Annotated in this window: 22 protein-coding genes and 1 other RNA gene; 4 read left to right on the top strand and 19 right to left on the bottom strand. The window is 35.8% G+C overall.

Features of this window, described 5'->3' with window-relative positions:
* Positions 1–67: 67 nt before the first annotated feature.
* The 6 genes from ssrA to secG all read right to left on the bottom strand — a co-directional run bounded on the left by ssrA (position 68) and on the right by secG (position 5,568).
* Positions 68–434: a transfer-messenger RNA gene (ssrA, locus tag CAO17_RS03335) on the bottom strand.
* Between the two features lie 114 nt (positions 435–548).
* Positions 549–1,019 carry an SsrA-binding protein SmpB gene (smpB, locus tag CAO17_RS03330; RefSeq protein ID WP_085991406.1) on the bottom strand — a complete coding sequence of 157 codons (471 nt, stop codon included), beginning with the start codon at positions 1,017–1,019 and terminating at the stop codon, positions 549–551.
* Positions 1,020–1,085: 66 nt separating this feature from the next.
* A complete protein-coding gene (gene zupT / locus CAO17_RS03325; RefSeq protein WP_085991405.1) occupies positions 1,086–1,892 on the bottom strand; it encodes a zinc transporter ZupT in 807 nt (268 codons plus the stop codon).
* Between the two features lie 255 nt (positions 1,893–2,147).
* Positions 2,148–4,400 carry a ribonuclease R gene (rnr, locus tag CAO17_RS03320; protein ID WP_085991404.1) on the bottom strand — a complete coding sequence of 751 codons (2,253 nt, stop codon included), beginning with the start codon at positions 4,398–4,400 and terminating at the stop codon, positions 2,148–2,150.
* Between the two features lie 49 nt (positions 4,401–4,449).
* Entirely contained in the window at positions 4,450–5,196 is a 747-nt protein-coding gene (locus CAO17_RS03315) for an alpha/beta hydrolase (RefSeq protein ID WP_085991403.1), read from the bottom strand.
* 141 nt (positions 5,197–5,337) lie between these two features.
* Positions 5,338–5,568 (bottom strand): preprotein translocase subunit SecG, encoded by a 231-nt coding sequence (secG, locus tag CAO17_RS03310; protein WP_085991402.1) that lies wholly within the window; start codon positions 5,566–5,568, stop codon positions 5,338–5,340.
* Between the two features lie 144 nt (positions 5,569–5,712).
* Between secG and CAO17_RS03305 the strand changes: the two genes are divergently transcribed.
* Positions 5,713–6,636 (top strand): alpha/beta hydrolase, encoded by a 924-nt coding sequence (locus CAO17_RS03305; protein ID WP_085991401.1) that lies wholly within the window; start codon positions 5,713–5,715, stop codon positions 6,634–6,636.
* A 178-nt stretch (positions 6,637–6,814) separates the two neighbouring features.
* A complete protein-coding gene (ptsP, locus tag CAO17_RS03300; RefSeq protein WP_085991400.1) occupies positions 6,815–8,527 on the top strand; it encodes a phosphoenolpyruvate--protein phosphotransferase in 1,713 nt (570 codons plus the stop codon).
* A gap of 54 nt (positions 8,528–8,581) precedes the next feature.
* On the opposite strand, the gene CAO17_RS03295 is transcribed toward ptsP, so the two are convergent.
* From CAO17_RS03295 to rpoN, 12 genes are all read right to left on the bottom strand, one after another.
* Entirely contained in the window at positions 8,582–9,151 is a 570-nt protein-coding gene (locus CAO17_RS03295; protein WP_085991399.1) for a nitroreductase family protein, read from the bottom strand.
* A 92-nt stretch (positions 9,152–9,243) separates the two neighbouring features.
* Complete coding sequence (locus CAO17_RS03290) at positions 9,244–10,182, bottom strand: cation diffusion facilitator family transporter (RefSeq protein ID WP_085991398.1); 939 nt, start codon at positions 10,180–10,182, stop codon at positions 9,244–9,246.
* 61 nt (positions 10,183–10,243) lie between these two features.
* Complete coding sequence (locus CAO17_RS03285) at positions 10,244–10,567, bottom strand: ArsR/SmtB family transcription factor (RefSeq protein ID WP_085991397.1); 324 nt, start codon at positions 10,565–10,567, stop codon at positions 10,244–10,246.
* Between the two features lie 302 nt (positions 10,568–10,869).
* Positions 10,870–11,841 carry a nucleoside hydrolase gene (locus CAO17_RS03280; protein WP_085991396.1) on the bottom strand — a complete coding sequence of 324 codons (972 nt, stop codon included), beginning with the start codon at positions 11,839–11,841 and terminating at the stop codon, positions 10,870–10,872.
* Between the two features lie 255 nt (positions 11,842–12,096).
* On the bottom strand, positions 12,097–13,383 hold the full coding sequence (gene eno / locus CAO17_RS03275; RefSeq protein ID WP_085991395.1) for a phosphopyruvate hydratase: 1,287 nt from the start codon (positions 13,381–13,383) through the stop codon (positions 12,097–12,099).
* Positions 13,384–13,462: 79 nt separating this feature from the next.
* Positions 13,463–15,004 carry a 2,3-bisphosphoglycerate-independent phosphoglycerate mutase gene (gene gpmI / locus CAO17_RS03270; RefSeq protein ID WP_085991394.1) on the bottom strand — a complete coding sequence of 514 codons (1,542 nt, stop codon included), beginning with the start codon at positions 15,002–15,004 and terminating at the stop codon, positions 13,463–13,465.
* Positions 15,001–15,759 carry a triose-phosphate isomerase gene (gene tpiA / locus CAO17_RS03265; RefSeq protein WP_085991393.1) on the bottom strand — a complete coding sequence of 253 codons (759 nt, stop codon included), beginning with the start codon at positions 15,757–15,759 and terminating at the stop codon, positions 15,001–15,003. Before tpiA ends, gpmI begins: the two co-directional genes overlap by 4 nt.
* A 35-nt stretch (positions 15,760–15,794) precedes the next feature.
* Positions 15,795–16,976: a phosphoglycerate kinase gene (locus CAO17_RS03260; RefSeq protein WP_085991392.1), complete on the bottom strand. Its 1,182-nt coding sequence runs from the start codon at positions 16,974–16,976 to the stop codon at positions 15,795–15,797.
* 205 nt (positions 16,977–17,181) lie between these two features.
* Positions 17,182–18,189, bottom strand: coding sequence for a type I glyceraldehyde-3-phosphate dehydrogenase (gap, locus tag CAO17_RS03255; RefSeq protein ID WP_085991391.1), 1,008 nt, complete (start codon positions 18,187–18,189; stop codon positions 17,182–17,184).
* 51 nt (positions 18,190–18,240) lie between these two features.
* Complete coding sequence (locus CAO17_RS03250) at positions 18,241–19,263, bottom strand: sugar-binding transcriptional regulator (RefSeq protein ID WP_085991390.1); 1,023 nt, start codon at positions 19,261–19,263, stop codon at positions 18,241–18,243.
* A 381-nt stretch (positions 19,264–19,644) separates the two neighbouring features.
* Positions 19,645–19,905 carry a glutaredoxin family protein gene (locus tag CAO17_RS03245; RefSeq protein ID WP_085991389.1) on the bottom strand — a complete coding sequence of 87 codons (261 nt, stop codon included), beginning with the start codon at positions 19,903–19,905 and terminating at the stop codon, positions 19,645–19,647.
* Complete coding sequence (gene rpoN, locus CAO17_RS03240; RefSeq protein ID WP_085991388.1) at positions 19,905–21,191, bottom strand: RNA polymerase factor sigma-54; 1,287 nt, start codon at positions 21,189–21,191, stop codon at positions 19,905–19,907. The genes CAO17_RS03245 and rpoN overlap by 1 nt, the downstream gene beginning before the upstream one ends.
* Before the next feature lie 414 nt (positions 21,192–21,605).
* On the opposite strand from rpoN, the gene CAO17_RS03235 reads away from it, so the two are divergent.
* Complete coding sequence (locus tag CAO17_RS03235) at positions 21,606–22,271, top strand: serine/threonine protein kinase (RefSeq protein ID WP_085991387.1); 666 nt, start codon at positions 21,606–21,608, stop codon at positions 22,269–22,271.
* 29 nt (positions 22,272–22,300) lie between these two features.
* Here the strand turns inward: CAO17_RS03235 and CAO17_RS03230 are convergent, their stop codons facing one another.
* Entirely contained in the window at positions 22,301–23,227 is a 927-nt protein-coding gene (locus CAO17_RS03230; protein WP_085991386.1) for a fumarylacetoacetate hydrolase family protein, read from the bottom strand.
* A gap of 227 nt (positions 23,228–23,454) precedes the next feature.
* Here CAO17_RS03230 and CAO17_RS03225 point away from each other — a divergent pair, with 227 nt between their 5' ends.
* Complete coding sequence (locus tag CAO17_RS03225) at positions 23,455–23,970, top strand: shikimate kinase (protein WP_085991385.1); 516 nt, start codon at positions 23,455–23,457, stop codon at positions 23,968–23,970.
* Positions 23,971–24,034 lie beyond the last annotated feature (64 nt).

Genomic DNA, 24,034 nt, shown 5'->3' with positions numbered 1-24,034 from the left:
CATAAAGCTTCCAAACGGAAATTTTATGCTTTACGTCACAACAACAAAAAACCACCAACATATGTATTGGTGGAGACGGTGGGAATCGAACCCACGTCCAGAGATATCGCCACTTAGGCTTCTACACGCGTAGTCGATATATTATGCTTCGCTATTCCTGCAGCCTACCGACAGGCCTTTAGGATAGCTAGTCTGATTATATTCAGCGACCATCCTCAGACGGCGGATTGTCGCAATAGCCCGCTCGATTTGAGACCCTTCAATACTACCACACGGGCGATGGTAGGAAGGATCGCTTTAGGCTACTTACGCAGCTGCTAAAGCAGTTTGATTGTTAGTTTTGCCAGTTATATTTAGGCGATAACGTTTAACGAGTCGTAACCTCGACGTGCAACCCAAGCTCGATCTACCCCTGTCGAATCCGTAACGTCCCCATATAAAAGAGGTTGTTACAAATTAATTACTCAGGAAGATGAGCATCATTATTAACTTGTATATTCATTATAACAAACGTCGTATAAAAATCAAGGACTGGTAGAAATTACATATTAACGATTCAAATGCTCTTTCATTGCCCGGTCCACATCACGTTTCATCTGCTTTCTCTTCAGATCTTCACGCTTATCATATTTCTTCTTCCCTTTACCGAGACCAATGAGAACCTTGGCATACCCATTTTTAATATAAATTTTAAGTGGAACAATTGCATATCCCTGTTGCTGTGTTAATCCAATTAATTTATCAATTTCTTTCCGATGTAAAAGTAATTTACGTGAACGAGTTGGATCGTGATTAAACTGATTGCCTTGTTCATATTCTGGTATATGCATGTTAACAAGCTGTACTTCCCCATTGCGATCAATTCTTGCATGGGAGTCTTTTATGTTCACACGACCATTCCGAAGTGACTTAATTTCAGTACCACGTAGTACAATTCCTGCTTCAAATGTATCTTCTATCTTATAATCATGTCTTGCTTTTTTATTTTGTGCAATTGTATTTCCATTTCCTTTTGGCATAAGGCACTTCCTCCTACTGCTTACATACCATCTATTTTAACAAAAATTAATCCCCATTCCAATTATTTAAGCAAGGAGAAGCAAGCTTATAGCCATAACCGCCATCCCGGTCATCACACCATAAATGGATAAATGTGCTTCATCATACTTTTGGGCAGCTGGCAATAATTCATCCAGGGAAATAAAAACCATAATACCCGCTACCATAGAAAATATAATACCAAACATGACATCACTTAAAAATGGCATTAATAGTAAGAACGCAACTACTGCACCTATAGGTTCAGCTAAACCAGATAGAAACGACAGCTTAAATGCCTTTTTCTTATCCCCTGTTGCATAATAAATAGGAACAGATACAGCAATCCCCTCTGGTATATTGTGTATTGCGACAGCTATAGCGATGGCAAAACCTATAGTAGGATCCTGAATAGCCGAGACAAAAGTAGCGATTCCCTCAGGAAAATTATGAATAGCAAGTGCCAGTGCGGTAAAAATTCCCATTTTCATTAAGTCCGGATTTTTAATAGGGGTGCTTGATTTTTCCATATCCTCCACTTTTTTAACTTCATGTGGATTGGAGTACTTCGGTATAAATTTATCAATTAAACCTATGAGAATCATTCCGGCAAAAAAACCAAGTACCGTAAACCAATACCCTTCTGTTTCTCCTAATGCTACTGTTAAGGAATCCTTAGCTTTGAAAAAAATTTCAATCATGGATACATATATCATTACACCAGCTGATAGGCCTAGTGCGAATGACAAAAATTTCGTGTTTGTTGTCTTAGCGAAAAAGGCAAGTAAACTACCGACCCCAGTAGCTAGACCAGCAAAAAGTGTAAATAAAAACGCAAGCAACACGTCATTCATACGTTGTTACTCCTCTCATGGTGTACATTTAATTTTTTAAAATTATATACAAAAATAATCGTACAGTAATCACAAGTAGTATACGGGAACAATATTTTAAGTGTCAACAACAACCTTACTATAGCACGAACTTTGCTTCTGTTATCAATGAAAGTATATGCTAGACTATTATCCCGTGTTCATATTTTTTACCCTTATTAGAAGCCATTTCCTCTATATTATAAAACAAAAAATGAGCCGACGCGTAGCGTAGGCTCATTTTTTTTTCTTTTTCTTCTTTTTCTTGTGTTGTTTTTGTTTCTTATTACGATTATTCTTCGCTCTATTTTCCTTTTTACCATTACCTTTCGTTTCTTTCTCTCTATTTGGGGCTTTTCTTTTTCTAGGTTCGGCACCAACTAATTCAAAGTCAACCGCATGTTCTTCCATATTCACTTCGGCAACCCTAACCTTAACCTCATCCCCAACTCGGTAAATATTTGCAGTACGCTCTCCAATTAAAGCATGGCTTCTTTCATCGTAATGATAATAATCATCCGTTAAAAAGCTTACATGAATGAGCCCTTCTACTGTGTTAGGTAGCTCCACAAACATTCCAAAATTAGTCACGGAGCTAATTACTCCAGTAAACTCTTCACCAACCTTATCCAGCATATACTCTGCCTTTTTCAATTCATCCGTATCTCGTTCAGCATCTACCGCACGGCGTTCCCGCTCGGATGTATGCTTAGCAATTTCAGGCATTTTTTCTTTCCAATAATTAATGGTTTTACTATTCAAATCCTTATTAATTAAATAGGTTCGAATTAAACGATGAACGATTAAGTCAGGATATCTACGAATCGGAGATGTGAAATGGGTATAGAATTCCGTTGCTAAACCAAAGTGTCCAATTCCTTGAGGATTATATTTGGCTTGTTTCATTGAACGAAGCATAAGCTTAGACACAATCATTTCCTCAGGTTCACCTTTTATTTCCTCGAGTACCTTTTGTAATGCTTGAGGATGGATTTCATTAGCGGTACCTTTTACGGAAATACCTAAACCACCTAAAAACTCAAAGAAACTCTGCAGTTTTCCATCATCAGGATCCTCATGAATTCGGTGTATAAATGGGACATCCATCCAATGAAAATGCTCTGCAACTGTTTCATTTGCTGCAAGCATGAACTCTTCAATAAGACGCTCACCAACTGACCGTTCACGAAGGACAACATCTACTGCTTTTCCTTCATCATCGACTAATACTTGAGCTTCTTTAAAGTCGAAATCAATTGCTCCACGCCCCATTCGCTTACCTCTTAGTATAGACGCAAGCTTTTCCATGTCTTCAAACATGGGAACAAGAGTCTCATATCGTTTTCGTAATTCTTCATCCTTATTTACCAGAATCTTGTTAACATCACTATAAGTCATTCGTTCCGAAGTCTTAATGACACTTTGGAAAATTTCATGATTTACCACTTCACCATTTGATGTAATCTCCATCTCACAGCCAAGTGTCAATCTATCCACCTGTGGGTTTAGGGAACAAATTCCGTTTGAAAGTCTGTGGGGAATCATAGGAATAACTCGGTCTACTAAATAAACACTTGTACCTCTTTCAAATGCTTCTATATCAATAGGTGTTCCTTCCTCCACATAATAACTAACATCTGCAATATAAACACCTAGTTTAAAATTGCCATTATCAAGTCTTTTAACAGACACAGCGTCATCCAAGTCTTTGGCATCCGCCCCATCAATCGTTACAATCATTTCATCACGTAAATCGCGACGCCCTTGTAATTCACTTTCATCAATGGTTTCAGGCGTATTAGTAGCTTGCTCCAACACCTCATCTGGAAAATCGACGGTTATTCCGTGCTTATAAATGATGGATATAATATCAATTCCCGGGTCATTTTTATGACCAAGAATTTCTACTACTTCTCCTTCTGCACTTTTTCTTCCTTCAGGATACTTGGTAATTCGTACGACTACTTTATGTCCATCAACCGCTCCATTAGTACTTCCTTTAGGTATAAAAATATCATTTGGAATCCGCTTATCATCTGCAATAACAAAACCAAAAGACTTATTATCTTCAAACGTACCAACTACCTGATGGACAGCACGTTCTAGTATTCTAATGACTTGCCCTTCTGGACGATTCCCATCGTTTCCATACTTCTCGATTCGAACAAGTACTTTATCATTATTCATCGCTGATGCCAAATCAGAAGCATGAATGTAAACATCGCCTTGCCCCTCTTCATCAGGGATCAAAAAGGCAAATCCCTTTTGATGCATTTGAACCTTGCCTCGAATCAAATTCATTTTTTCAGGAAGCCCAAAGCGATTTTTTCTCGTACGAACTAATTCCCCAGCTTCCTCTAGTTCATTCAATGCGATCACAAGCTCTTTAAAGTCAACAGCTTCCTGAATACCGAGTTCATGTTCAATTTCATCTACAGCTAAAGGCTTTGTCCCTGATTCATGAAAAAACGTTAGTATTCTGTCTTTCACAAAATCACCTTCTTTCCTTATTATTGTATCTCTTCAAAGTTCATTTCAGTCATTCTTTCCAATCAAGCTGTTCCAAAAATTGATATATATCCTCATGCAGCTGATCTTTTTCATCATCTAAAGTAATGACATGACCAGATTCCTCATACCATTTAATATCCTTCTTATCGGTTTCAACACTTTCATAAATATAGGTTGCACTATCCGTATTAATCATTTCATCCTTTTTAGCTTGTATAACAAATGTAGGTGTATAGATGGTATCTATATTTTTCTTCACTTCTGTAATGGTATTTCCTAGCTCGTGAATAAGGTCCTTAGCATCCTCCATTAATTGATTAACTTCCCTTTCTATCGTTGAATCATCTTTTCCTTCTAATTGCTTATACTCTTTTGAAAAAAGTTTAAATCCTTTAGAAAGTTGAGATTCATTATCAAAAAACATTGGTGCACACATTGGTATGACACCTTTAATTTGTGTAGAATATGCTAATTTCAATGACATGACTCCGCCAAGTGATAATCCGGCAACCGCAATTTCATCATAACCAAGATCTTTTAAATGTTGGATAGCAAAGGTTACATCCTCCCACCATTCTTTTGGATTACTTTCAAGTAATTCCTCTGGTGGTGCACCATGCCCTCGATAAATAGGCGCATGACTAGTATATCCTTTTTTCTCTAAAAATCGTCCAAGCATACGAACATCTGCCGAATGACCGGTAAAGCCATGCAATAATAGTACAGCGCGTGGTCCTGCTTCAAATGTAAATGGTTTTGGTCGTACTACTTTCATAATGAATGCATCTCCTATCTAATTTTACTATACCCTTTATTTCGTTATTCTACTACATAAATATGGGCAACGCTTTCTATTGGTTTTATCGAAACAAAGGAAACCCTTATCACTTTTAATTGTGATAAGGGTTAACTATAATTATACTAAATATCCACTTATAAACGCTAAAACAAAAAACAATGTACCTGTAATTACTGTTCCACGATGTAGGAAAAGATCCATCCCTCGAGCCTTTTGCTTGCCAAATAATTGTTCCGCACCACCTGAGATTGCTCCAGAGAGTCCAGCACTTTTACCAGACTGAAGTAGAACAAATGTAATTAAGATAATTGCATCTATAATTAATAAGATATTAACTAAACCAGCCATGTTCCCATGACACCTCCTAATACGGACAATAACTAATATTTACTTTAGCATAAAAACAAATGGGATAGCAAGATTTTTCACATTCTTTATGAAAAACCCCATTAAGATTGCAAAAATTATATCAATTCCAAAGGAGAATATGAAATGGAAGAGAAACTTTGGATTCAAACAGAAGACCAAACCGCTATTTTTGTTAAGAAATGGTACAACCGCAAAGTACAGCCTAAGGCCATTATTCAATTAGCGCATGGAATGGCAGAGCATGTCGGCCGATATGAGGCATTTGCTGAAGAATTACTAAAAAATAAGATCTTTGTCTATGGAAATGATCACCGTGGTCACGGGCAAACCGGATTAAAGCAAGGTCTATTGGGCTATTTTGCAGACAATCATGGATTTTATAAAACAATGGAAGACTTGAATGTAATCAACGAAAAAATTAAAAAGGAGTATCCTAATATACCTATTATTCTTTTAGGACATAGTATGGGCTCCTTTTTAGCAAGACTATATGTAACTAGATATAGTCACTCTATTGATGGACTTATTTTATCTGGTACTGGTTATTATTCAGCTATAGCTATTAAGTCAGCAAAAATCCTTAGTTCTATGCTCCCGGCTAAAAAGCAATCAAAACTCATGAATCATTTAACATTTGGGAACTATAATAAGAAAGTCCAACATCATGAAACTGATTTTGATTGGTTATCCGGAGATGAACAAGTAGTACAACAATATATCGATGATCCTCTCTCTGGTTTCGTTCCAACAGCAAGATTTTTCGTTGATCTTATGACTGGTATCCATGAAATTCAGGATCCATCCAACGTTCAATTAATTAGAAAAAATCTACCGGTTTTAATTATTAGCGGGGATGAGGATCCTGTCGGAGATTTTGAAAAAGGGGTTTGGAAATCAGCTCATTTATTTGATAAAGCTGGAATAGAGAACATAACGGTTTCTCTTTTCCCAGGAGCACGACATGAAGTACTAAATGAAGTGAATAAAAGAGAGATTCAGTCTGTTATCTATAAATGGATTGCAAATCAACTTTCATATAATTCATGATCTTTTGTATTATTTTGTTGTTTCGTTACTTTACCATTTTAAAAATGATAGAAAATCCTTCTAAATTGATTCAGTATTATAATTATGATAGATTAAATTTATTATTACTTGTATATTACTTGTATATACAACATTGTAACTTTATTAAAACTTAATGCGAAAGGTTGACGAATGAGATATGACATCAATACAAGGGATTGCTGCATCATCAGGAATCGCGATAGGCAAGGCTTATCAGTTAGTGTCTCCTGATTTATCAGTTGAAAAAGTTAAAATAGATAATCCAGAAAAAGAAATAGATCGTTTAAAAAATGCTTTAGAACTTTCCATTTCCGAACTAGAAAAAATAAAGGAACATACTAAAAAGTCGATGGGAGAAGAACATGCTGAGATTTTTTCCGCCCATTTACTTATTATAAATGATCCAGAACTTATAAATCCGATGAAAGAAAAGATTTCAAATGACAAGGTTAATGCAGAAGCAGCTTTAGATGAGGTTTCTAAAATGTTTGTCGAGATGTTTCAAAATATGGATAATGAATACATGCGTGAGCGTGCGGCAGATATTAAAGATGTTTCCAAACGGGTCATGGCTCATTTGCTCGGTGTGACTTTCCCTAATCCCGCATTAATCGATGAGGAAGTAATTGTTATTGCCCATGATTTAACACCTTCTGATACAGCTCAATTAAATCGCCAATATGTTCAGGGATTTGTGACGGATATTGGAGGTCGGACGTCACATTCAGCTATTATGGCTCGGTCATTGGAGATTCCAGCCATTGTAGGTACTAAGGAAATCACTACTACTGTAAAGCAAAATGATATGATAATAGTAGATGGTATAGATGGCAAAGTGATTATAAACCCATCAGATGAGGAATTGGACACTTACCACACGAAACAAGAAAAATTTGCAAAACAGAAAGAAGAGTGGGCCAAACTCAAGGATGAACCAACCTTTTCAAATGATGGCGAACAAGTGGAATTAGCTGCAAACATCGGAACTCCTGAAGATGTTGAAGGAGTACTGAAAAATGGTGGAGAAGGCGTCGGTCTTTATCGCACTGAATTTTTATACATGGGGAAAAACGAATTACCGTCTGAAGAAGAGCAGTTTAAAGCCTATAAATCTGTATTAGAAAGAATGGATGGTAAGCCAGTTGTTGTAAGGACACTTGATGTTGGTGGGGATAAGGAATTAAATTATCTTAATATGCCGAAAGAATTAAATCCATTCTTGGGTTTTCGTGCCATCCGCTTTTGTTTGGAAAATGAAGATGTCTTCCGGCCACAACTTCGTGCATTATTACGCGCAAGTGCATATGGAAACTTAAAAATTATGTTTCCAATGATCGCGACCCTTGAGGAATTCCGTCAAGCAAAGGACATTTTATTAGATGAAAAAGAAAACTTGGTAAACGATAATGTGAACGTATCAGATGACATTGAAGTTGGAATAATGGTTGAGATTCCTTCCACAGCCGTTATGGCTGATCAGTTTGCAAAAGAAGTGGATTTCTTCAGCATTGGTACGAACGATTTAATTCAATATACCATGGCTGCCGATAGAATGAATGAACAAGTATCTTATCTTTATCAGCCTTACCACCCTGCTATACTTCGCCTAGTAAATAATGTCATTGAAGCAGCACACAAAGAAGGTAAATGGACTGGGATGTGCGGTGAAATGGCAGGAGATCCAATAGCCATTCCTATCCTGCTTGGACTTGGATTAGATGAGTTTAGTATGAGTGCAACATCCATCTTGCCTGCACGTACACAAATACGTGAGTTATCCAAGAAGACCATATCCTCCTATAAGGATAAAATATTATCCATGGGAACAGCCGAAGAAGTTGTGGAATTTATAAAGGAAAAGACAGTGTAATCATATAAAAAACACCGTACTCTAATTTATAGAGTATGGTGTTTTTTAATAAACCTACTCAATGATTTCTAATTTCTCATCGATAGGTGTTCTACCTCTATCCTGTTTTACTTTCTTCGGATAGCCAATTTGCATGACTGCAGCGATTTTAACCTGTTCATCTTCCAAATCAATTTCCTGTAAAAATTCCGGATCATGCATGTAAGGAGTAATCGTCCATAGCATACCAACCCCATATTCCCATGCTGCTAATTGAGCATTTTGAATAAAAGCACAAACTGCGGCATAATTTTCTTCGTTCCTTATAGCATTAGCTTCTTTTTCAAGATAAATGACTGCATGATGGGGTATTTCTAATAAAAACTGTTTCATCGAATCCATCATTTTCAACGTTTTTGGAGCATTATCCTTTTTTATCATTCCAATCCGTTGATAACTTTTAAGGATGGAATCAATAAACCCATCTCGACCTCTTCCCTGATACAATTTTATATTCCAAGGCTCTTTCATATAATGAGTTGGCGCATATGATCCATAAGTAAAAATTTCTTTTAAAATATCTGTATCAACTTCCTCATCTTTAAAACTATGTATGGATCGACGTTCTTTTATTGTTTGTAACATATTCTCCATCCCCTTCTTTTTCTCTAATTTTATGATATTGTGGGGGGCTTCTCAATAAATTAAAAAACCTCCTTCTTCCTAAAAAGGAGGTTTTAATGTTCATGGCTATGTGCTGAGATGTCAAATTCATTTTGACACATAAATGAGTCTTCATGTGGATGATCTTTATTTTCTAATTGAATGGTTACATGACCGATGCCTTTATATTCCAATTCATGCTCTATTGCTCTCAATATCTTTTGAGTTTCAATAATTGATAAATCTCCGTTCACTACAGCGTGACAGGAAAGAGCATTTTGTCCACTCGTAATACTCCAGACATGTAAATCATGAATACTTATTACCCCTTTAACATCCTCTATTGTTTTTATTATATCTTGCAAATCCACATTTTTTGGGGTCCCCTCCATTAAAACATGGACAGCATCCTTACTTACCCTCCAACCACTAACCAAGACAAGAATCGCTACTACTATACTAGCCACTGGGTCAGCCCAACTCCAACCGAAAAACATTATTAATAACGCTGCAGTTACTGCACCAACTGAGCCAAGTAAATCACCAATTACATGAAGAAATGCTGCTCTTAGATTTAAATTCTCTTCTGTGTCCCCTCTCATTAAAATCCATGCAACGATGACATTTACTAATAAACCTAGTGATGCAATAATTAACATACCCATCGAGGCAATTTCAGGGGGAGCCGCAAAACGCTTATATGCTTCATAAAATATATAAATGGAAATTAGTATTAAGGTTACCCCATTAAAAACAGCTGCTAGTATTTCAAACCTTTTATATCCATACGTTTTGTTATGGTTTGCAACTCTTTCCCCAAGAGTAAAGGCTAAGAATCCAACCCCTAGCGAAACAGCGTCACTTAGCATATGCCCCGCATCAGATAACAATGCAAGACTGTTGGTAAGGAAACCACCAATTGCTTCCACAATCATGAATGTAGTAATAATAATAAAACTAATCATTAATGCCTTCTTATTCGCTCCATGTGAATGATTATGCTCATGTCCCATTTTTAAGCACTCCTCACTAGATCTAACAAAAGCAAGTTTTTTTACTCGAAATCTGAATTAACTAATGTCTAGCATGATCTATCGTTTGTTTCAGTATGTTCATAACATGTTCGTCATCATGAGAATAATACAATGATGTACCTTCTCTACGATATTTTACCAAGCGTAAATTTTTCAAAAAACGCAACTGATGGGAAACAGTCGATTGTCTTAGATGTAACGTTTCCGCTATATTATTTACCGAGAATTCATTTTGAAAAAGTAAATTTAAAATTCGAATTCTAGTTGGATCTCCTAATGCTTTAAACGTTTGTGATACAACAAATAAAGTTTCTTCATCTAAATCATTTTGATCTAATTTCCCATTTTCATTAGTGTCTTCCATTATTATCCCCTCCCTTTTATAAACAAATCTAATCTTAAATTTCCTTTTCGCTATATGCATATATTAGTATATGTTCATATTTTAAATGTGTTCAAGGTAATTGTCAAAGATTATTTAAATAGGGAACAATTCGTATATTTGGATGTTATTTTTTAAAATTATTTATTTGAAAATCTGTTTATTCTAAAAGGAAATAGCCTGAATCCCCCCTTTCTATGATGAGGAAACAGACTCTTCTTGTTAGTTTCGACTTACTTTAATTTAGTAAAATTAACAACATCCAGGAACTTACAATATTTATTTTATATAAACTGTTGACCTGTCATTACTGTCATAAATCGATTAAAAAATTTGGGATAATCAAGTTGAAATGCAATCCGATGATGCTTTACTTCTATTTCCGCTTCTTCCTCTAAATTCCCAAATGGTCTAATATCTGCTATGCTTTGTCCACGTTCTGTACCTTCTGTTGCTTGAACAACATGAACAGGTAAGTTATGAAAGGTAAACATATCTTCATGATTAACTGCCATCACCGTTAAAACGTCGTGTAATGGACTTCCCAAAATATCTGGATTTCTCTCCTTATAAAAGTCATAATAATAATCAATTAACGTTTTGACAAGTGGAACTTGACCGACTCTATCAATATAATTTACCATCTCAGGGGTTGCTATAGCTCGCTCTGTTACATTTAAAGGGATAATGGTAACGCTATCGGCATAGGTTAAAAGAATCTGTGCTGCAACTGGATCTCCATGAAAATTCGCTTCGGAAACTGCTGTTACATTTCCCGGAACCCAAAAAGCTCCCCCCATAAGAAAATACCTTTTCACATTAGTCATTAAGTCACGATACAGCAAAAATAAAGTGGCAAGAGAAGTTAATCGACCTATATTAACAATAATTAAATCATCTTGGTATTCTTCAATAATATTTACAATGCTAAAGAAATTCTCAAACAACTGCGTTTGTTCGGCTGTCGGTGGTGTAATAGGTCCAAGTCCATATTCTCCATGGATTTCAGGAACAAACTCAGGAACTTCTGCGGTCATCGGTATTTCGGCCCCAGCAAAAACGCTTATGTCCTCAACCTCTTGTGATTCAAATAAGCTTTGTACGTATAGAATATTATCTACTGCATTTTCTCTTGGGATATTTCCATAATCAGCTACTATCCCAACAATATCTATTTCACTATTTAAATATGAATAAATGATAGCAATCGTATCATCGATTCCTACATCTGCAAAAAGCAATACCTTCTGTGCCACATTTAACCTCTCCCGTTATAAGTTTCTATGCTCATTAATATGATGCAGGAGTGTTGTTTTGTGATTACCTCATCGAATTCGCTTTCCAGTTATTATTGTCATAAAGTTTACGATAGTCTAACTGAAACTTTTTACCTCTACCTGTGATAAATGAGGGAAAATATACTGAAAAAGATAACAACATTTAAAAAACGTTTAGACCACCGAGTGATCTAAACGTTTTTTTTCTAATTACTTCGATAAAATTTATCGAATTTATTTTTTTAAATTGTAGAATGAATCTAATCCACCATAGATACCCATGCCAGCTAATTCATCTTCAATACGCAGTAACTGGTTGTATTTTGCTACACGATCTGTACGTGACGGTGCACCTGTTTTAATTTGTCCTGCATTTGTTGCAACAGCAATATCAGCAATAGTCGAATCTTCTGTTTCACCAGAACGGTGTGAAATTACTGCTGTATAACCAGCACGTTTTGCCATTTCAATTGCTTCAAAAGTTTCGGTTAATGAACCAATTTGGTTTACTTTAATAAGGATGGAGTTTCCTACACCTTGTTCAATACCTTGTGCAAGCTTCTTCGTATTCGTTACAAATAAGTCATCCCCAACTAATTGAACACGATCTCCGATTCGATCTGTTAATAGCTTGTGACCTTCCCAATCATTTTCATCTAAACCATCTTCAATAGAGATGATTGGATATTTATTGACCATTTCTTCATACCAGTCAACCATTTCTACTGATGTACGAACTACGCCTTCACCTTTAAGATTATACTTGCCATTCTCATAAATTTCGGAGGAAGCAACATCCATTGCGAGCTTCACTTCTTCGCCTGCTTTATAACCAGCAGTTTCAATAGCCTCTACGATAGTTTGTAATGCTTCTTCATTTGACCCTAAGTCCGGAGCAAATCCACCTTCATCTCCAACAGCTGTATTATAACCTTTTGATCCTAATACTTTCTTCAAGGAATGGAAAATTTCTGCACCCATGCGAAGTGCTTCTTTAAAGGTTTCCGCACCAACTGGCATAATCATAAACTCTTGTATGTCAACATTGTTATCTGCATGCTCTCCACCATTTAAAATGTTCATCATTGGTGTCGGTAGAGTTTTCGCATTGAATCCACCTAAATAGTTATATAGAGGAATATCAAGTAAACTAGCTGCTGCTCGGGCACAAGCCATGGAAACACCAAGGATTGCGTTTGCACCTAATTTTCCTTTGTTATCTGTACCATCTAATTCAATCATGATGGAATCGATAATGTTTTGACGAGTTACATCCATTCCAAGAAGTTCTGGAGCGATTACTTCATTTACATTTTTAACTGCTTGAAGTACTCCTTTACCAAGATAACGGTCTTTATCTCCATCACGTAATTCCACTGCTTCATATTCACCAGTAGAAGCACCACTTGGTACCAATGCACGACCAAAAGCACCTGATTCTGTATAAATTTCTACCTCAACTGTTGGATTACCGCGAGAGTCTAAAACTTCGCGAGCATATACGTCTGTAATGTATGGCATATCCATGACACTCCTTATTGTTATTATTTAATTACCTATAATGGTTTAATTATCTTTATAGTGATCTTTATCATTCTATTTATTTCTTAATTAATGAACTACCAGTCATTTCTTCAGGTTTATCGACTTCTAATAAATTAAGTAATGTTGGAGATAAATCAGCTAAGATTCCTCCATCACGTAATTCTATATCTTCTTTTGTAACAATAACAGGAACCGGGTTTGTCGTATGTGCTGTCATAGGGTTCCCTTCTTTTGTCACCACTTCATCTGAATTACCATGGTCGGCAGTAATAATTGCATTACCACCTAGTTCTTTAATTTTATCAACTACTTTTCCGAGGCATTCATCCACCGCTTCGATTGCTTTAATCGTTGGCTCTAGCATTCCAGAATGTCCTACCATATCCGGGTTTGCAAAGTTTAAAATGATGGCATTTGGTCTATTTTCTGAGTCAAGTTCTTTTAATAACGCGTCCGTTACTTCATATGCACTCATCTCAGGTTTCAAGTCATATGTTGCAACCTTTGGTGAATCAATAAGGATACGTTTTTCACCATCAAACTCCTGTTCACGTCCACCACTCATGAAAAAGGTTACATGTGGATATTTTTCCGTTTCAGCAATTCGTAGCTGTTTTAAGTTATTCTGAGAAAGTACCTCACCAACCGTATTATCTAAGTTAACTGGCTTGTACGCTACATAACCATCCACTGATTCACTAAACTCAGTTAACATCGTAAAGTCTAGATTTTTCGGTACACCTTCTCCTCGATCAAAATCATGGAAATCATCGTTTGCAAATGTACGTGAAATCTGAATGGCACGGTCTGGACGGAAGTTGTAGAAAATAATAGAATCATTATCTTCAACTTTTCCAACCGGTTCCCCGTTTTCATCCAACATTACGGATGGAATAACAAACTCATCATGGATTCCGTTTTTATACGAATCTTCAATGACTTCCATTGGTGTACGATAGGTTGGACCTTCACCGTAAACCATGGCATCATATGATTTTTTCACACGATCCCAACGTTTGTCCCGATCCATCGAATAATAACGACCAGAAATAGTTGCAAATTGCCCCACACCTAATTCCTTCATTTTTTCTTCTGTTTCTTTAATATATTTTTCTGCCGTTTGTGGTCCTACATCACGTCCATCTAAAAAGGCATGTACATAAACCTTATCTAACCCTTGATCACTTGCAAGTTTTAATAAAGCGAATAAATGATTAATGTGACTATGTACACCACCATCTGATAATAAACCAAATAAATGGAGGGCACGATTATTATCCTTCGCATGTTGAATGGATTTTAGAAAGGCTCCTTTTTGGAAAAATTCGCCTTCTTTTATCGATAAATTCACACGTGTCAAGCTTTGGTAAACGATTCTACCTGCTCCAATGTTCAAATGACCAACCTCTGAGTTCCCCATTTGACCATCTGGTAAACCAACTGCCTCACCACTTGCTTGTAATTGGTTATGAGCATATTGGTTCCAGTACCGATCAAAATTAGGCTTTTTCGCTTGTGCTACTGCATTACCAAACTGCTCGTCACGAAATGCGAATCCATCTAAAATAATCAATGCAGCTAACTTATTGTCACTCATTTTGTACCTGCCTCCACAAGCTGTAAGAAGGAATCAGCCTCAAGGCTTGCACCACCAACTAGTGCACCATCAATATCAGATTGTGCTAAGAGTTCATCAACATTTGCCGGTTTGACACTTCCCCCATACTGAATAACCATTTTTTCCGCAATTTCTTGAGAAGTCACTTCTTTAACCACATTTCGGATATGGGCACATACTTCATTCGCATCCTCACTTGAAGCCGTTTTGCCTGTTCCAATTGCCCAAATTGGCTCATAAGCAATAATTGTTTTAGCTACCTGTTCTTCAGATAGGCCGTCAAGAGCTTTCTTAACCTGTCCCTCAACAAGCGTTTTTGTTTCATTTGCTTCTCGTTGCTCCAATGTTTCCCCAACACAAACAATTGGAGTTAAACCATGTTGAAAAGCAGCATGTGTCTTTTTGTTTACTGTTTCGTCCGTCTCTGCGAAATACTCACGGCGTTCGGAATGTCCAAGAACAACATGTGTAACACCTAAGTCTTTCAACATAACTGGACTAACCTCACCAGTAAATGCACCACTTTCCTCATAGTGCATATTTTGTGCAGCAATTTTCACCTTAGAACCGTTTGTCTTCTCTACGAGTGAAGCTAAAAACGGGAATGGTGCACAAATAATTGCTTCCACTTGGTCGCTATTTGGTACCTTGCTTGTTACTTCATCTACAAAACCATTTGCCTCTGATAACACTTTGTTCATTTTCCAGTTACCAGCTATTACTTTATTGCGCATTATCTCACCTCTAGAAGAAATATAGTTTAGTTTGATTACTTCTCGTTAAGTGCTGCTACTCCTGGTAGTACTTTTCCTTCCATAAATTCTAAGGAAGCACCTCCACCAGTTGATACATGATCCATTTGTTCAGCTAAGTCAAATTTCTCAACGGCTGCTGCGGAATCACCACCACCAATAATAGTATAGCCATTTGTACTGGCTAATGCTTCAGCAACGGCTTTCGTACCATTTGCAAAGACATTTATTTCAAATACTCCCATTGGTCCGTTCCAAATGACAAGCTTGGAATCTGCAACGATTTGACTGTATTTCTCACGGGTTTTTGGTCCAATATCAAGTGCTTCCCAATCACTTGGAATCTGATCAATTGGAACTTCTTGTGTATTAGCCTCTTCAGAAAAATCGTCAGCTACAATGACGTCCATGGGTAAAACAAAATTGACACCTTTTTCTTCGGCCTTTTGCATAAACTCTTTAGCCAAATCGATTTTATCCTCTTCTAATAGAGATTTTCCAATTTCATGACCTTGAGCTTTAACAAAGGTATAAGCTAGTCCACCACCGATAATCAAATTATCTACTTTATCTAATAGATTATCGATAACATTTATTTTATCTTTTACCTTTGCACCACCAATGATTGCCGTAAATGGACGTTCAGGATTCTCTAATGCCTTTCCTAGTACACTAATTTCTTTTTCCATTAAGAAACCAGCTGCAGCAGGTAATTTTTCTGCAACTCCTGTAGTGGATGCATGTGCACGATGGGCCGCACCAAATGCATCGTTCACATATAGATCTGCCATATCTGCAAAACTTTGTGCTAATTCGGGATCATTTTTTTCCTCACCAGTTTCAAAACGGACATTCTCAATAAGTAATAAGTCGCCATCACTAAGTCCAGAAATCGCTTCATTAACTTCATTTCCATAAACAGCATCTGTTTTTACTACATCTTTTCCAGTTAAATCACTCAATCGTTTAGCTACTGGATCTAAGCGTAATTCTTCAACAACCTCACCCTTAGGACGCCCGAGGTGACTTGCTAATATGACTTTTGCGCCAGCATCTGATAAATGCTTAATCGTAGGTAATGCTGCTTTAATTCGTGTATCATCTGTTACCTGTCCATCCTTCATAGGAACATTAAAATCAACACGACAAAAAACTTTTTTTCCTTTTACATCAAGGTCTTTAAGTGTTTTCTTATTCAATTTACAGCCTCCTATTTCCTAACTTAATATGTACGATATCTACTGTCGTTAGGTTCTACCAAATTTTATCTCATTATCCATTATATAACAAATAGAGGTATTACTTCATTACAAAAATGTAAAAAGGAGAGGAGCTCCCTCCTCCCCTTTTAGGTATATTTTAGAAACGAGGCTTCAGCTTTAAAATCCGCCTTCCCCTTATTTCCTATAGTCCTTGTTTTGCAATAAAAGCTGCTAAGTCTACACAGCGAGTAGAATAACCCATTTCGTTATCATACCAAGAAACAACTTTTACCATGTTATCTTCCATTACCATTGTAGATAAGCCATCAACAATGGAAGAGTGTGTGTTTCCTACGATGTCTCTAGATACAAGTGGAGCTTCACTATATTCTAGAACACCTTTTAATGGACCTTCAGCAGCTTCTCTAAATGCATTGTTAATGTCTTCAACTGTTGCTGTTTTATCAAGCTCTGCTACAAGGTCTGTTAAAGAACCATCTGGAGTTGGTACACGTACTGCCATACCATTTAATTTACCTTCTAATTCAGGTAATACTAAACTTACCGCTTTTGCAGCACCAGTAGTTGTTGGGATAATATTCTCCGCAGCTGCACGAGCACGACGATAGTCTTTATGTGGTAAATCAAGTATTTGTTGGTCATTTGTATAAGAGTGGATAGTCGTCATTAATCCACGTTTAATTCCGAATGTATCATTAAGTACTTTAGCAAATGGTGCTAGACAGTTTGTTGTACAAGATGCATTAGATACAACATTGTGTTGACTTGGATCATATTTATCTTGGTTAACACCCATTACAATTGTTAAATCTTCATTTTTTGCAGGTGCTGAAATAATTACTTTCTTCGCCCCAGCTTCGATATGTTTTTTAGCATCTTCTCCATTTGTAAAGCGTCCAGTAGATTCGATAACGATATCTACACCGAGATCTCCCCAACCTAATTGTGCAGGATCACGCTCGGAAAGTACTTGAAATTCTTTTCCACCTACTGCAATATTTGAACCATTTACAGTAACTTCTTCCTCTAGTGCTCCATGAACAGAATCATATTTTAAAAGATGTGCTAACATATTTGCATCAGTTAAGTCATTAACTGCAACAATTTCTACTTCATCATTTTTCATTGCTTGACGAAACACATTACGTCCAATTCTTCCAAAACCATTTATACCTACTTTTACTGCCATTAGAAATTCCTCCTAATTTTTGAATATATTTATATATGAATTAAAAGAGGTTTAACCTCTTAAAATCTCCTCTGCTACTGCTTCATCTGTGATAAGCAAATCACTTTTTCCTTGTTTAAAATAAGAAACAATTGCTTCTGCCTTCGACTTTCCACCGGCGACAGCTATCACATTTTCAATAGATGCTAAATCCTCTAATTGAAGACCTATAGTACGAACCTTATGGACTATATTTCCTTCCTGGTCGAAGTAATAACCAAATGCCTCACTTGCCGCATGATTGGCTGTTAATTTATCCATAACTTTTTCCGATGTCTTACGGCGCTTAGCCATCGTTTTAGCATCTCCAATACCATGAATAACAATATTTGCATGTCGGATTTGCTCCAAAATCTCTCGAATCACCGGTTCATTAATCAAGTTTTGATAGGAAGATTCACTTATTGGATCCGGAGCATATAGCAGACGATAATCGCCATTTGCTTTCTTAGCCATCTCTGCTACAATTCTACTAGCTTGACTTTCTGCTGCTTTTTCACCAACTCCACCTCGAGCTGGAACAAACAAACATTCCGCATCATTACTTAACGGAGACATGACCTCAGCAATAGCAGCCATTGTTGTTCCACCAGTCACAGCAATGGTTGAATGAGTATGAATAATCGTCTTAAGAAAAGATACACAAGCTTTTCCCATTTCTTGCTTAACCCATCCATGTTCATCACTATCACCAGGTACAATAATGACTTTTTTCACATTTAACTTTTCCCGAATTTGTTTTTCTAAATGAGATAATCCGACAATTTCCTTCATCATTTCAGATAATTGTTCAAGAATTAATTTACCCTCTTTTGAAATATACATACCCTTTGATGTTATATCGATTAGCCCTTGCTTATGTAATAAATCAATCTCAGCTCGGACATTTCTTTCCGTTATATTCATTTTACCTGCAAGACCTCTTCTTCCTATCGGTTGAAAGCTTTCAACACTTTGCAAAATAAAATAGCGTCGTTGCATAATCTCGAGTACATCGGGTATAAGCTTTTTCTGCAATTCGGTTAAAGTTCTCATATAAAATCCCTTCCTCACTGGTCATAATACGTCCCGTACGGTTGAATTATGTCCCAGTCAATTTTTATTATAGCATAGTTTTAATAATTGACAAATAATATAACCTTATATTTTTGTGAAAATATGCTTGGAAGGAATGATCAACTGTTCAGAATAACACTTATAGATAGTACACGACCTTAGCATTCCATAAATCATTTCAAATAAACAAGGATTCTTTTTGTCTTTGCATTTAAAAATAACCGCCATATATAGTTAATGCGTTTTTACCGCTACTGATTCTGAAGCAATGCGCTAAGGTGCGAAACTGTTTGGAGAGGAAATCAATGAGTGCAGAAATTAATGTATTAAAAAATCTCTATGAAAATAAAAAAAGACCGATTAATTACCGGTCTGCATTTCGTATTCCTCTTTTAATAATTTTTCTAAGGAATCATAATTTATTTCTTCACAGTTTAACTGTTTCCCATTTACTTCAACAACAGGAATTTGTAACTGATATTTTTCTAGCCATTCATCCTTCTTATAAATATCCCTTCTCTCCAACTCATAAGGATAATCCCTTTGAAATAAAGATAGCAATGCCTCGGCATCGTCACATAGAGAACAGATTTCCTTCGTGTAAAAAATAACATGTAACATTACGTTTTTCTCCTTTTCATTGATGATGGAATATGTAATTGTTCACGATATTTCATAACCGTCCTTCTTGCAATTTTTATTCCATATTCTTCATCCAGTTTATTTTTTAAAGATTGATCAGATAGTGGTTTTTTCTTATCTTCTTCGTGTATTAATTGAAATATAAGGTGTTTTATGGCTGTTGCTGCCGTACTTTTTCCATTGCTTTGCCGAACTCCGGACTGGAAAAAAAACTTTATTGGCAGCACACCATGAGGTGTTTGAACATATTTTTGATTAATTGCCCTACTGACCGTGGATATATGAATACCTACATCTTTAGCAATTTCCCTTAATGTTAATGGTTGAAGTCTTATTGTACCCTCTTCAAAGAATGCGTACTGCTTCTGAACGATATCTTGAATAATACCTTCTAGTGTATTTGTCCGAAAACCAATAGCTTGTTTTAGCCATTCTATTTGCTTGTATTTTTCCTTAAGGTATTTTTCTGCTTCTTTCTCTAATCCCATCATATTTTTATATTCTGGATTTATTTGAATGGATGGGGTGGCCCATTTATAAAACTTTATTTTCCATACGCCATCTTCTTTATAGATAGCAGCTTCTGGAATGATGTACTCAGGGGTCTTCGTATCTAATAGCAACCCAGGCTTCGGATGGCAGAGCTTAATGTTATCAATTACTTCTTCTGCGATAGAACGTGTAGTATTATAGAATTCTACAATAGCATCGACATCTTCTTCAGCAATCCATTCCAAATGGGATTCCAATAAATCCTCTACAAAGGGATGAAACGTTTTCATTTGCTTCAATTGAAGTAGAATACATTCTGTAAGTGTTCGTGCCCCAATGCCCACTGGTTCTAATGTTTGGATGACAAGTAATGCTTTTTCAACCGTTTCTAGCGATGTTCCGCAATCTTCTGCCCATACTTCTAACTCAACAGCCAAATAGCCATCATCATTTATTGAATCGATTCCATATTCAATGATTGGTTTCAATGCTTTTGGATAATCCAAAGAAACAAGCTGGTTTTTTAATTGCTCATACATCGTTAATTCTGCTTTGTTTATTTCGCCAATTGACGGCTGAGAAGAATGTGACTGACGATAGTCTTCCATCTCATAATCATAATTTACCTCCTCAATAAGAGGATTTTCCTTAGACAGCTGGTTAATATATTCTGTTAGCTCTGTACTAGTATACTGCAATATATTTATCGATTGCATTAACGATTGATTCATTTTCCACTGTAATACCTGTTGCTGAATCAAGCTGTGTTTCATCTTTCACACCCCCAATGAAGGCTTTGTTTTTATTTTGCCACTATTTCTAATAAAAGTCACTAACCTATATGAAAAGGATTACAATGATATTGTGGGAACAAAAGTGCTGGGGCAGGTTCCTGCTATTCCCGATTACGAATGGAATAACCATAAAGGTTGATACTTTCTCACCTTTCAATAAATACCAGTAATTCAAATCATCGCAAAAGTTTACATCAAAACAAATTAGTTCATACAAATCGGGTTTATATAATAAAATGATATAAGCAACCTTTTTACAACTAAATTAACGACTATTAATACTCCTCTAATGAAGGCATATGCTACTGAAAACTTTTGAGTAGGGATAAAGTAAGTCCCTAGTAATTAAATATTCACTTTACATTTTAAACCAGTAAGGAAGGGAGATCCCTTTTGAACCAATACCAAGATTTAGCAAACAGTGTAAAACTAAAAGTTAAGAGAAATCGTATTTCTATCCTACATCAGGATTCCTCACTCAAGCATATTGGGACAGGAAGAAGTGCTGTAGTGTTTAAAATTCAAGGAACGAATAAAGCTATAAAAATCTTCTTCCCTGCCTATGAAAAGGTCGCAGTAGAAGAAGCTAATATTTATAAAAAGCTGAAAGGGATAATTTATTATCCTACTTTACATGATTATGGACAAAACTATCTAGTTATTGATTACATCGATGGCTATACTTTATTTGAATGCCTAACAAAAGGGATAGAGATTAAACCATTATATATTAAAGAAACTGACAACGCTCTTGCCAAAGCAAGAAAAGTTGGATTAACCCCTTCCGATGTCCACATTCGAAATATTATCTTAACCAAAAATGGAAACATTAAATTAATTGATGTAGCGAGATTTAAACAATCCAATGGGTGTAAACAATGGGAGGATTTAAAAAAAGCGTATGATAAATTTTATATAAAGAGATGTTTCCCAAAAAGAATACCAGCATTTATATTAAATATCATCGCTTATCTTTATAATATAGGTATTGTTACTTTTTCTGATTATTCGTCAAAACAAACCTTCTCATGGAAAAAAAGGATTAGGAAATCATCCTAATCCTTTTAAGTCATTGGTACGACATATTTTTATTTTTCTATAACTCTATTCTCCATTTTACCAATATTTTCAATTTCCAAAGTCACCATATCTCCATCATTAATAAACCCTGGTGGATTCATACCTAAACCAACGCCTTCTGGTGTACCTGTTAGAATGATATCACCCGGCTTTAATGTAATAAGGTTCGTTATGTACTCCATCAAATATGGAATATCAAAAATCATAAATTTCGTGTTAGATGATTGCCGCTCTTCACCATTGACTAACGCACGGATGGATAAATTAGTTGGATCCCCTATTTCATCCTTAGTAACGACCCATGGACCAACCGGGGTACTATTATCCAATGTTTTTCCTTGAAGCCATTCCTGTGTTCTAAATTGCAAATCACGGGCTGAGATATCATTACCAATGGTATATCCTGATATATACTCATAAGCATTTACTCGACTCACTTTTGTTGCTTCTTTTCCTATTACAATACCTAATTCCACTTCATAATCATATTGTTTCGTGTCCTTTGGTTTTTCAATGTCATCTTCCGGACCAATTAAAGCATTATTAAACTTAGCAAAGAGTACCGGATGATCCGGTAAGTCACTATCCACTTCTGCAACATGTTCTTCATAATTTTTCCCAACACATATAATTTTCGATGGATTAGGATTAGGTGTTTCCAACCTTACTTCATCCAAGCTATAGGAATCTACTTCTCCCTCTTGAGCATAATTATAGGCTTTCTCTACTTCATCCAAAATATTTAATCCTCTGGAAAAGAATACCTCTGGATTGGAAGGAAGAATATATTCTACATCATTGGCCAGATTATTCTCACCACTGTTGACTAAATAACGCTGATAGGATTCTTGAATATCTACTATCCTATCATTATGTATGAATCCAATACGACTCCTCCCTGGTTTTCCCTTAAAAATATAGTTCGCTAATTTCATGAACATCACCTCTTATGATTTAATACGTTTTCAACTACAACGTTTCGCCTAGTTCATGTGATTGAGTATACGTTTACATTCATGTTATTCTCGAATGACGGAATAGTCAATACTTTCTATATTTTATTTCCATACGGATTAAAGTTATTTTTTTCTATCTGTTTTTACAAAAATTAAAATTTCGATTATACTACACTTAATACTATAAAATAGAGAGGCTTGTTAGTATGGATGAAAAAAGTATTGTTTTAATTGGTTTCATGGGCGTAGGAAAGACTACGATTGGTCGTGAACTTGCAAAAAAGCTAAACCGTAAGTTTATTGATATTGATAGTGTCATAGAAAAGGAATTTAATATGCCAACAACTGAGATTTTTAAAATCTATGGTGAAAAAACATTCCGTGCAAAAGAAAGAGAAATGATTGAATATTATACAAAAGAAAAACATCTGGTAATATCTATAGGCGGAGGTGCTTTTCTTCAAAAAGAAGTTAAAGATGTATGCCTATCTAGATCAATTGTTGTTTTCCTAGATATTTCCTGGGATATCTGGAAAGAAAGGATTGTCTATCTTACTCGAACAAGACCTAACTTACAAGGGAAATCCATAAACGAAATACATGATCTTTTTATTGAACGACAACCAATTTATCAAGATCATCATTTAAAGGTTAATACAGATGATCTAAATGTGGATGAATCAGCTTATAAAATAATTAATGATTTATCCAAACTAGTATAAATATCCTACTATTATACTTTAATCAAAAAAACAAGGAATCTATAAGATTCCTTGTTTTGTTTTA

Source organism: Oceanobacillus senegalensis (genome assembly GCF_900176885.1).
GTDB classification, from domain to species: domain Bacteria; phylum Bacillota; class Bacilli; order Bacillales; family Amphibacillaceae; genus Oceanobacillus; species Oceanobacillus senegalensis.
Note: the sequence above shows the minus strand (reverse complement) of the source record. Positions and strands in the feature narration are given on the sequence as shown.

Excerpts from the sequence above, each read along its gene's own strand:
- smpB (WP_085991406.1), bottom strand. The coding sequence starts at position 1,019 with ATGCCAAAAGGAAATGGAAATACAATTGCACAAAATAAAAAAGCAAGA.
- CAO17_RS03305 (WP_085991401.1), top strand. The coding sequence starts at position 5,713 with ATGGAAGAGAAACTTTGGATTCAAACAGAAGACCAAACCGCTATTTTT.
- rpoN (WP_085991388.1), bottom strand. The coding sequence starts at position 21,191 with ATGAAACACAGCTTGATTCAGCAACAGGTATTACAGTGGAAAATGAAT.
- CAO17_RS03315 (WP_085991403.1), bottom strand. The coding sequence starts at position 5,196 with ATGAAAGTAGTACGACCAAAACCATTTACATTTGAAGCAGGACCACGC.
- gap (WP_085991391.1), bottom strand. The coding sequence starts at position 18,189 with ATGGCAGTAAAAGTAGGTATAAATGGTTTTGGAAGAATTGGACGTAAT.
- secG (WP_085991402.1), bottom strand. The coding sequence starts at position 5,568 with ATGGCTGGTTTAGTTAATATCTTATTAATTATAGATGCAATTATCTTA.
- CAO17_RS03230 (WP_085991386.1), bottom strand. The coding sequence starts at position 23,227 with ATGAAATTAGCGAACTATATTTTTAAGGGAAAACCAGGGAGGAGTCGT.
- zupT (WP_085991405.1), bottom strand. The coding sequence starts at position 1,892 with ATGAATGACGTGTTGCTTGCGTTTTTATTTACACTTTTTGCTGGTCTA.
- gpmI (WP_085991394.1), bottom strand. The coding sequence starts at position 15,004 with ATGAGTGACAATAAGTTAGCTGCATTGATTATTTTAGATGGATTCGCA.
- ptsP (WP_085991400.1), top strand. The coding sequence starts at position 6,815 with ATGACATCAATACAAGGGATTGCTGCATCATCAGGAATCGCGATAGGC.
- CAO17_RS03295 (WP_085991399.1), bottom strand. The coding sequence starts at position 9,151 with ATGTTACAAACAATAAAAGAACGTCGATCCATACATAGTTTTAAAGAT.
- eno (WP_085991395.1), bottom strand. The coding sequence starts at position 13,383 with ATGCCATACATTACAGACGTATATGCTCGCGAAGTTTTAGACTCTCGC.
- CAO17_RS03225 (WP_085991385.1), top strand. The coding sequence starts at position 23,455 with ATGGATGAAAAAAGTATTGTTTTAATTGGTTTCATGGGCGTAGGAAAG.
- tpiA (WP_085991393.1), bottom strand. The coding sequence starts at position 15,759 with ATGCGCAATAAAGTAATAGCTGGTAACTGGAAAATGAACAAAGTGTTA.
- CAO17_RS03250 (WP_085991390.1), bottom strand. The coding sequence starts at position 19,263 with ATGAGAACTTTAACCGAATTGCAGAAAAAGCTTATACCCGATGTACTC.
- CAO17_RS03290 (WP_085991398.1), bottom strand. The coding sequence starts at position 10,182 with ATGGGACATGAGCATAATCATTCACATGGAGCGAATAAGAAGGCATTA.
- CAO17_RS03285 (WP_085991397.1), bottom strand. The coding sequence starts at position 10,567 with ATGGAAGACACTAATGAAAATGGGAAATTAGATCAAAATGATTTAGAT.
- CAO17_RS03245 (WP_085991389.1), bottom strand. The coding sequence starts at position 19,905 with ATGTTACATGTTATTTTTTACACGAAGGAAATCTGTTCTCTATGTGAC.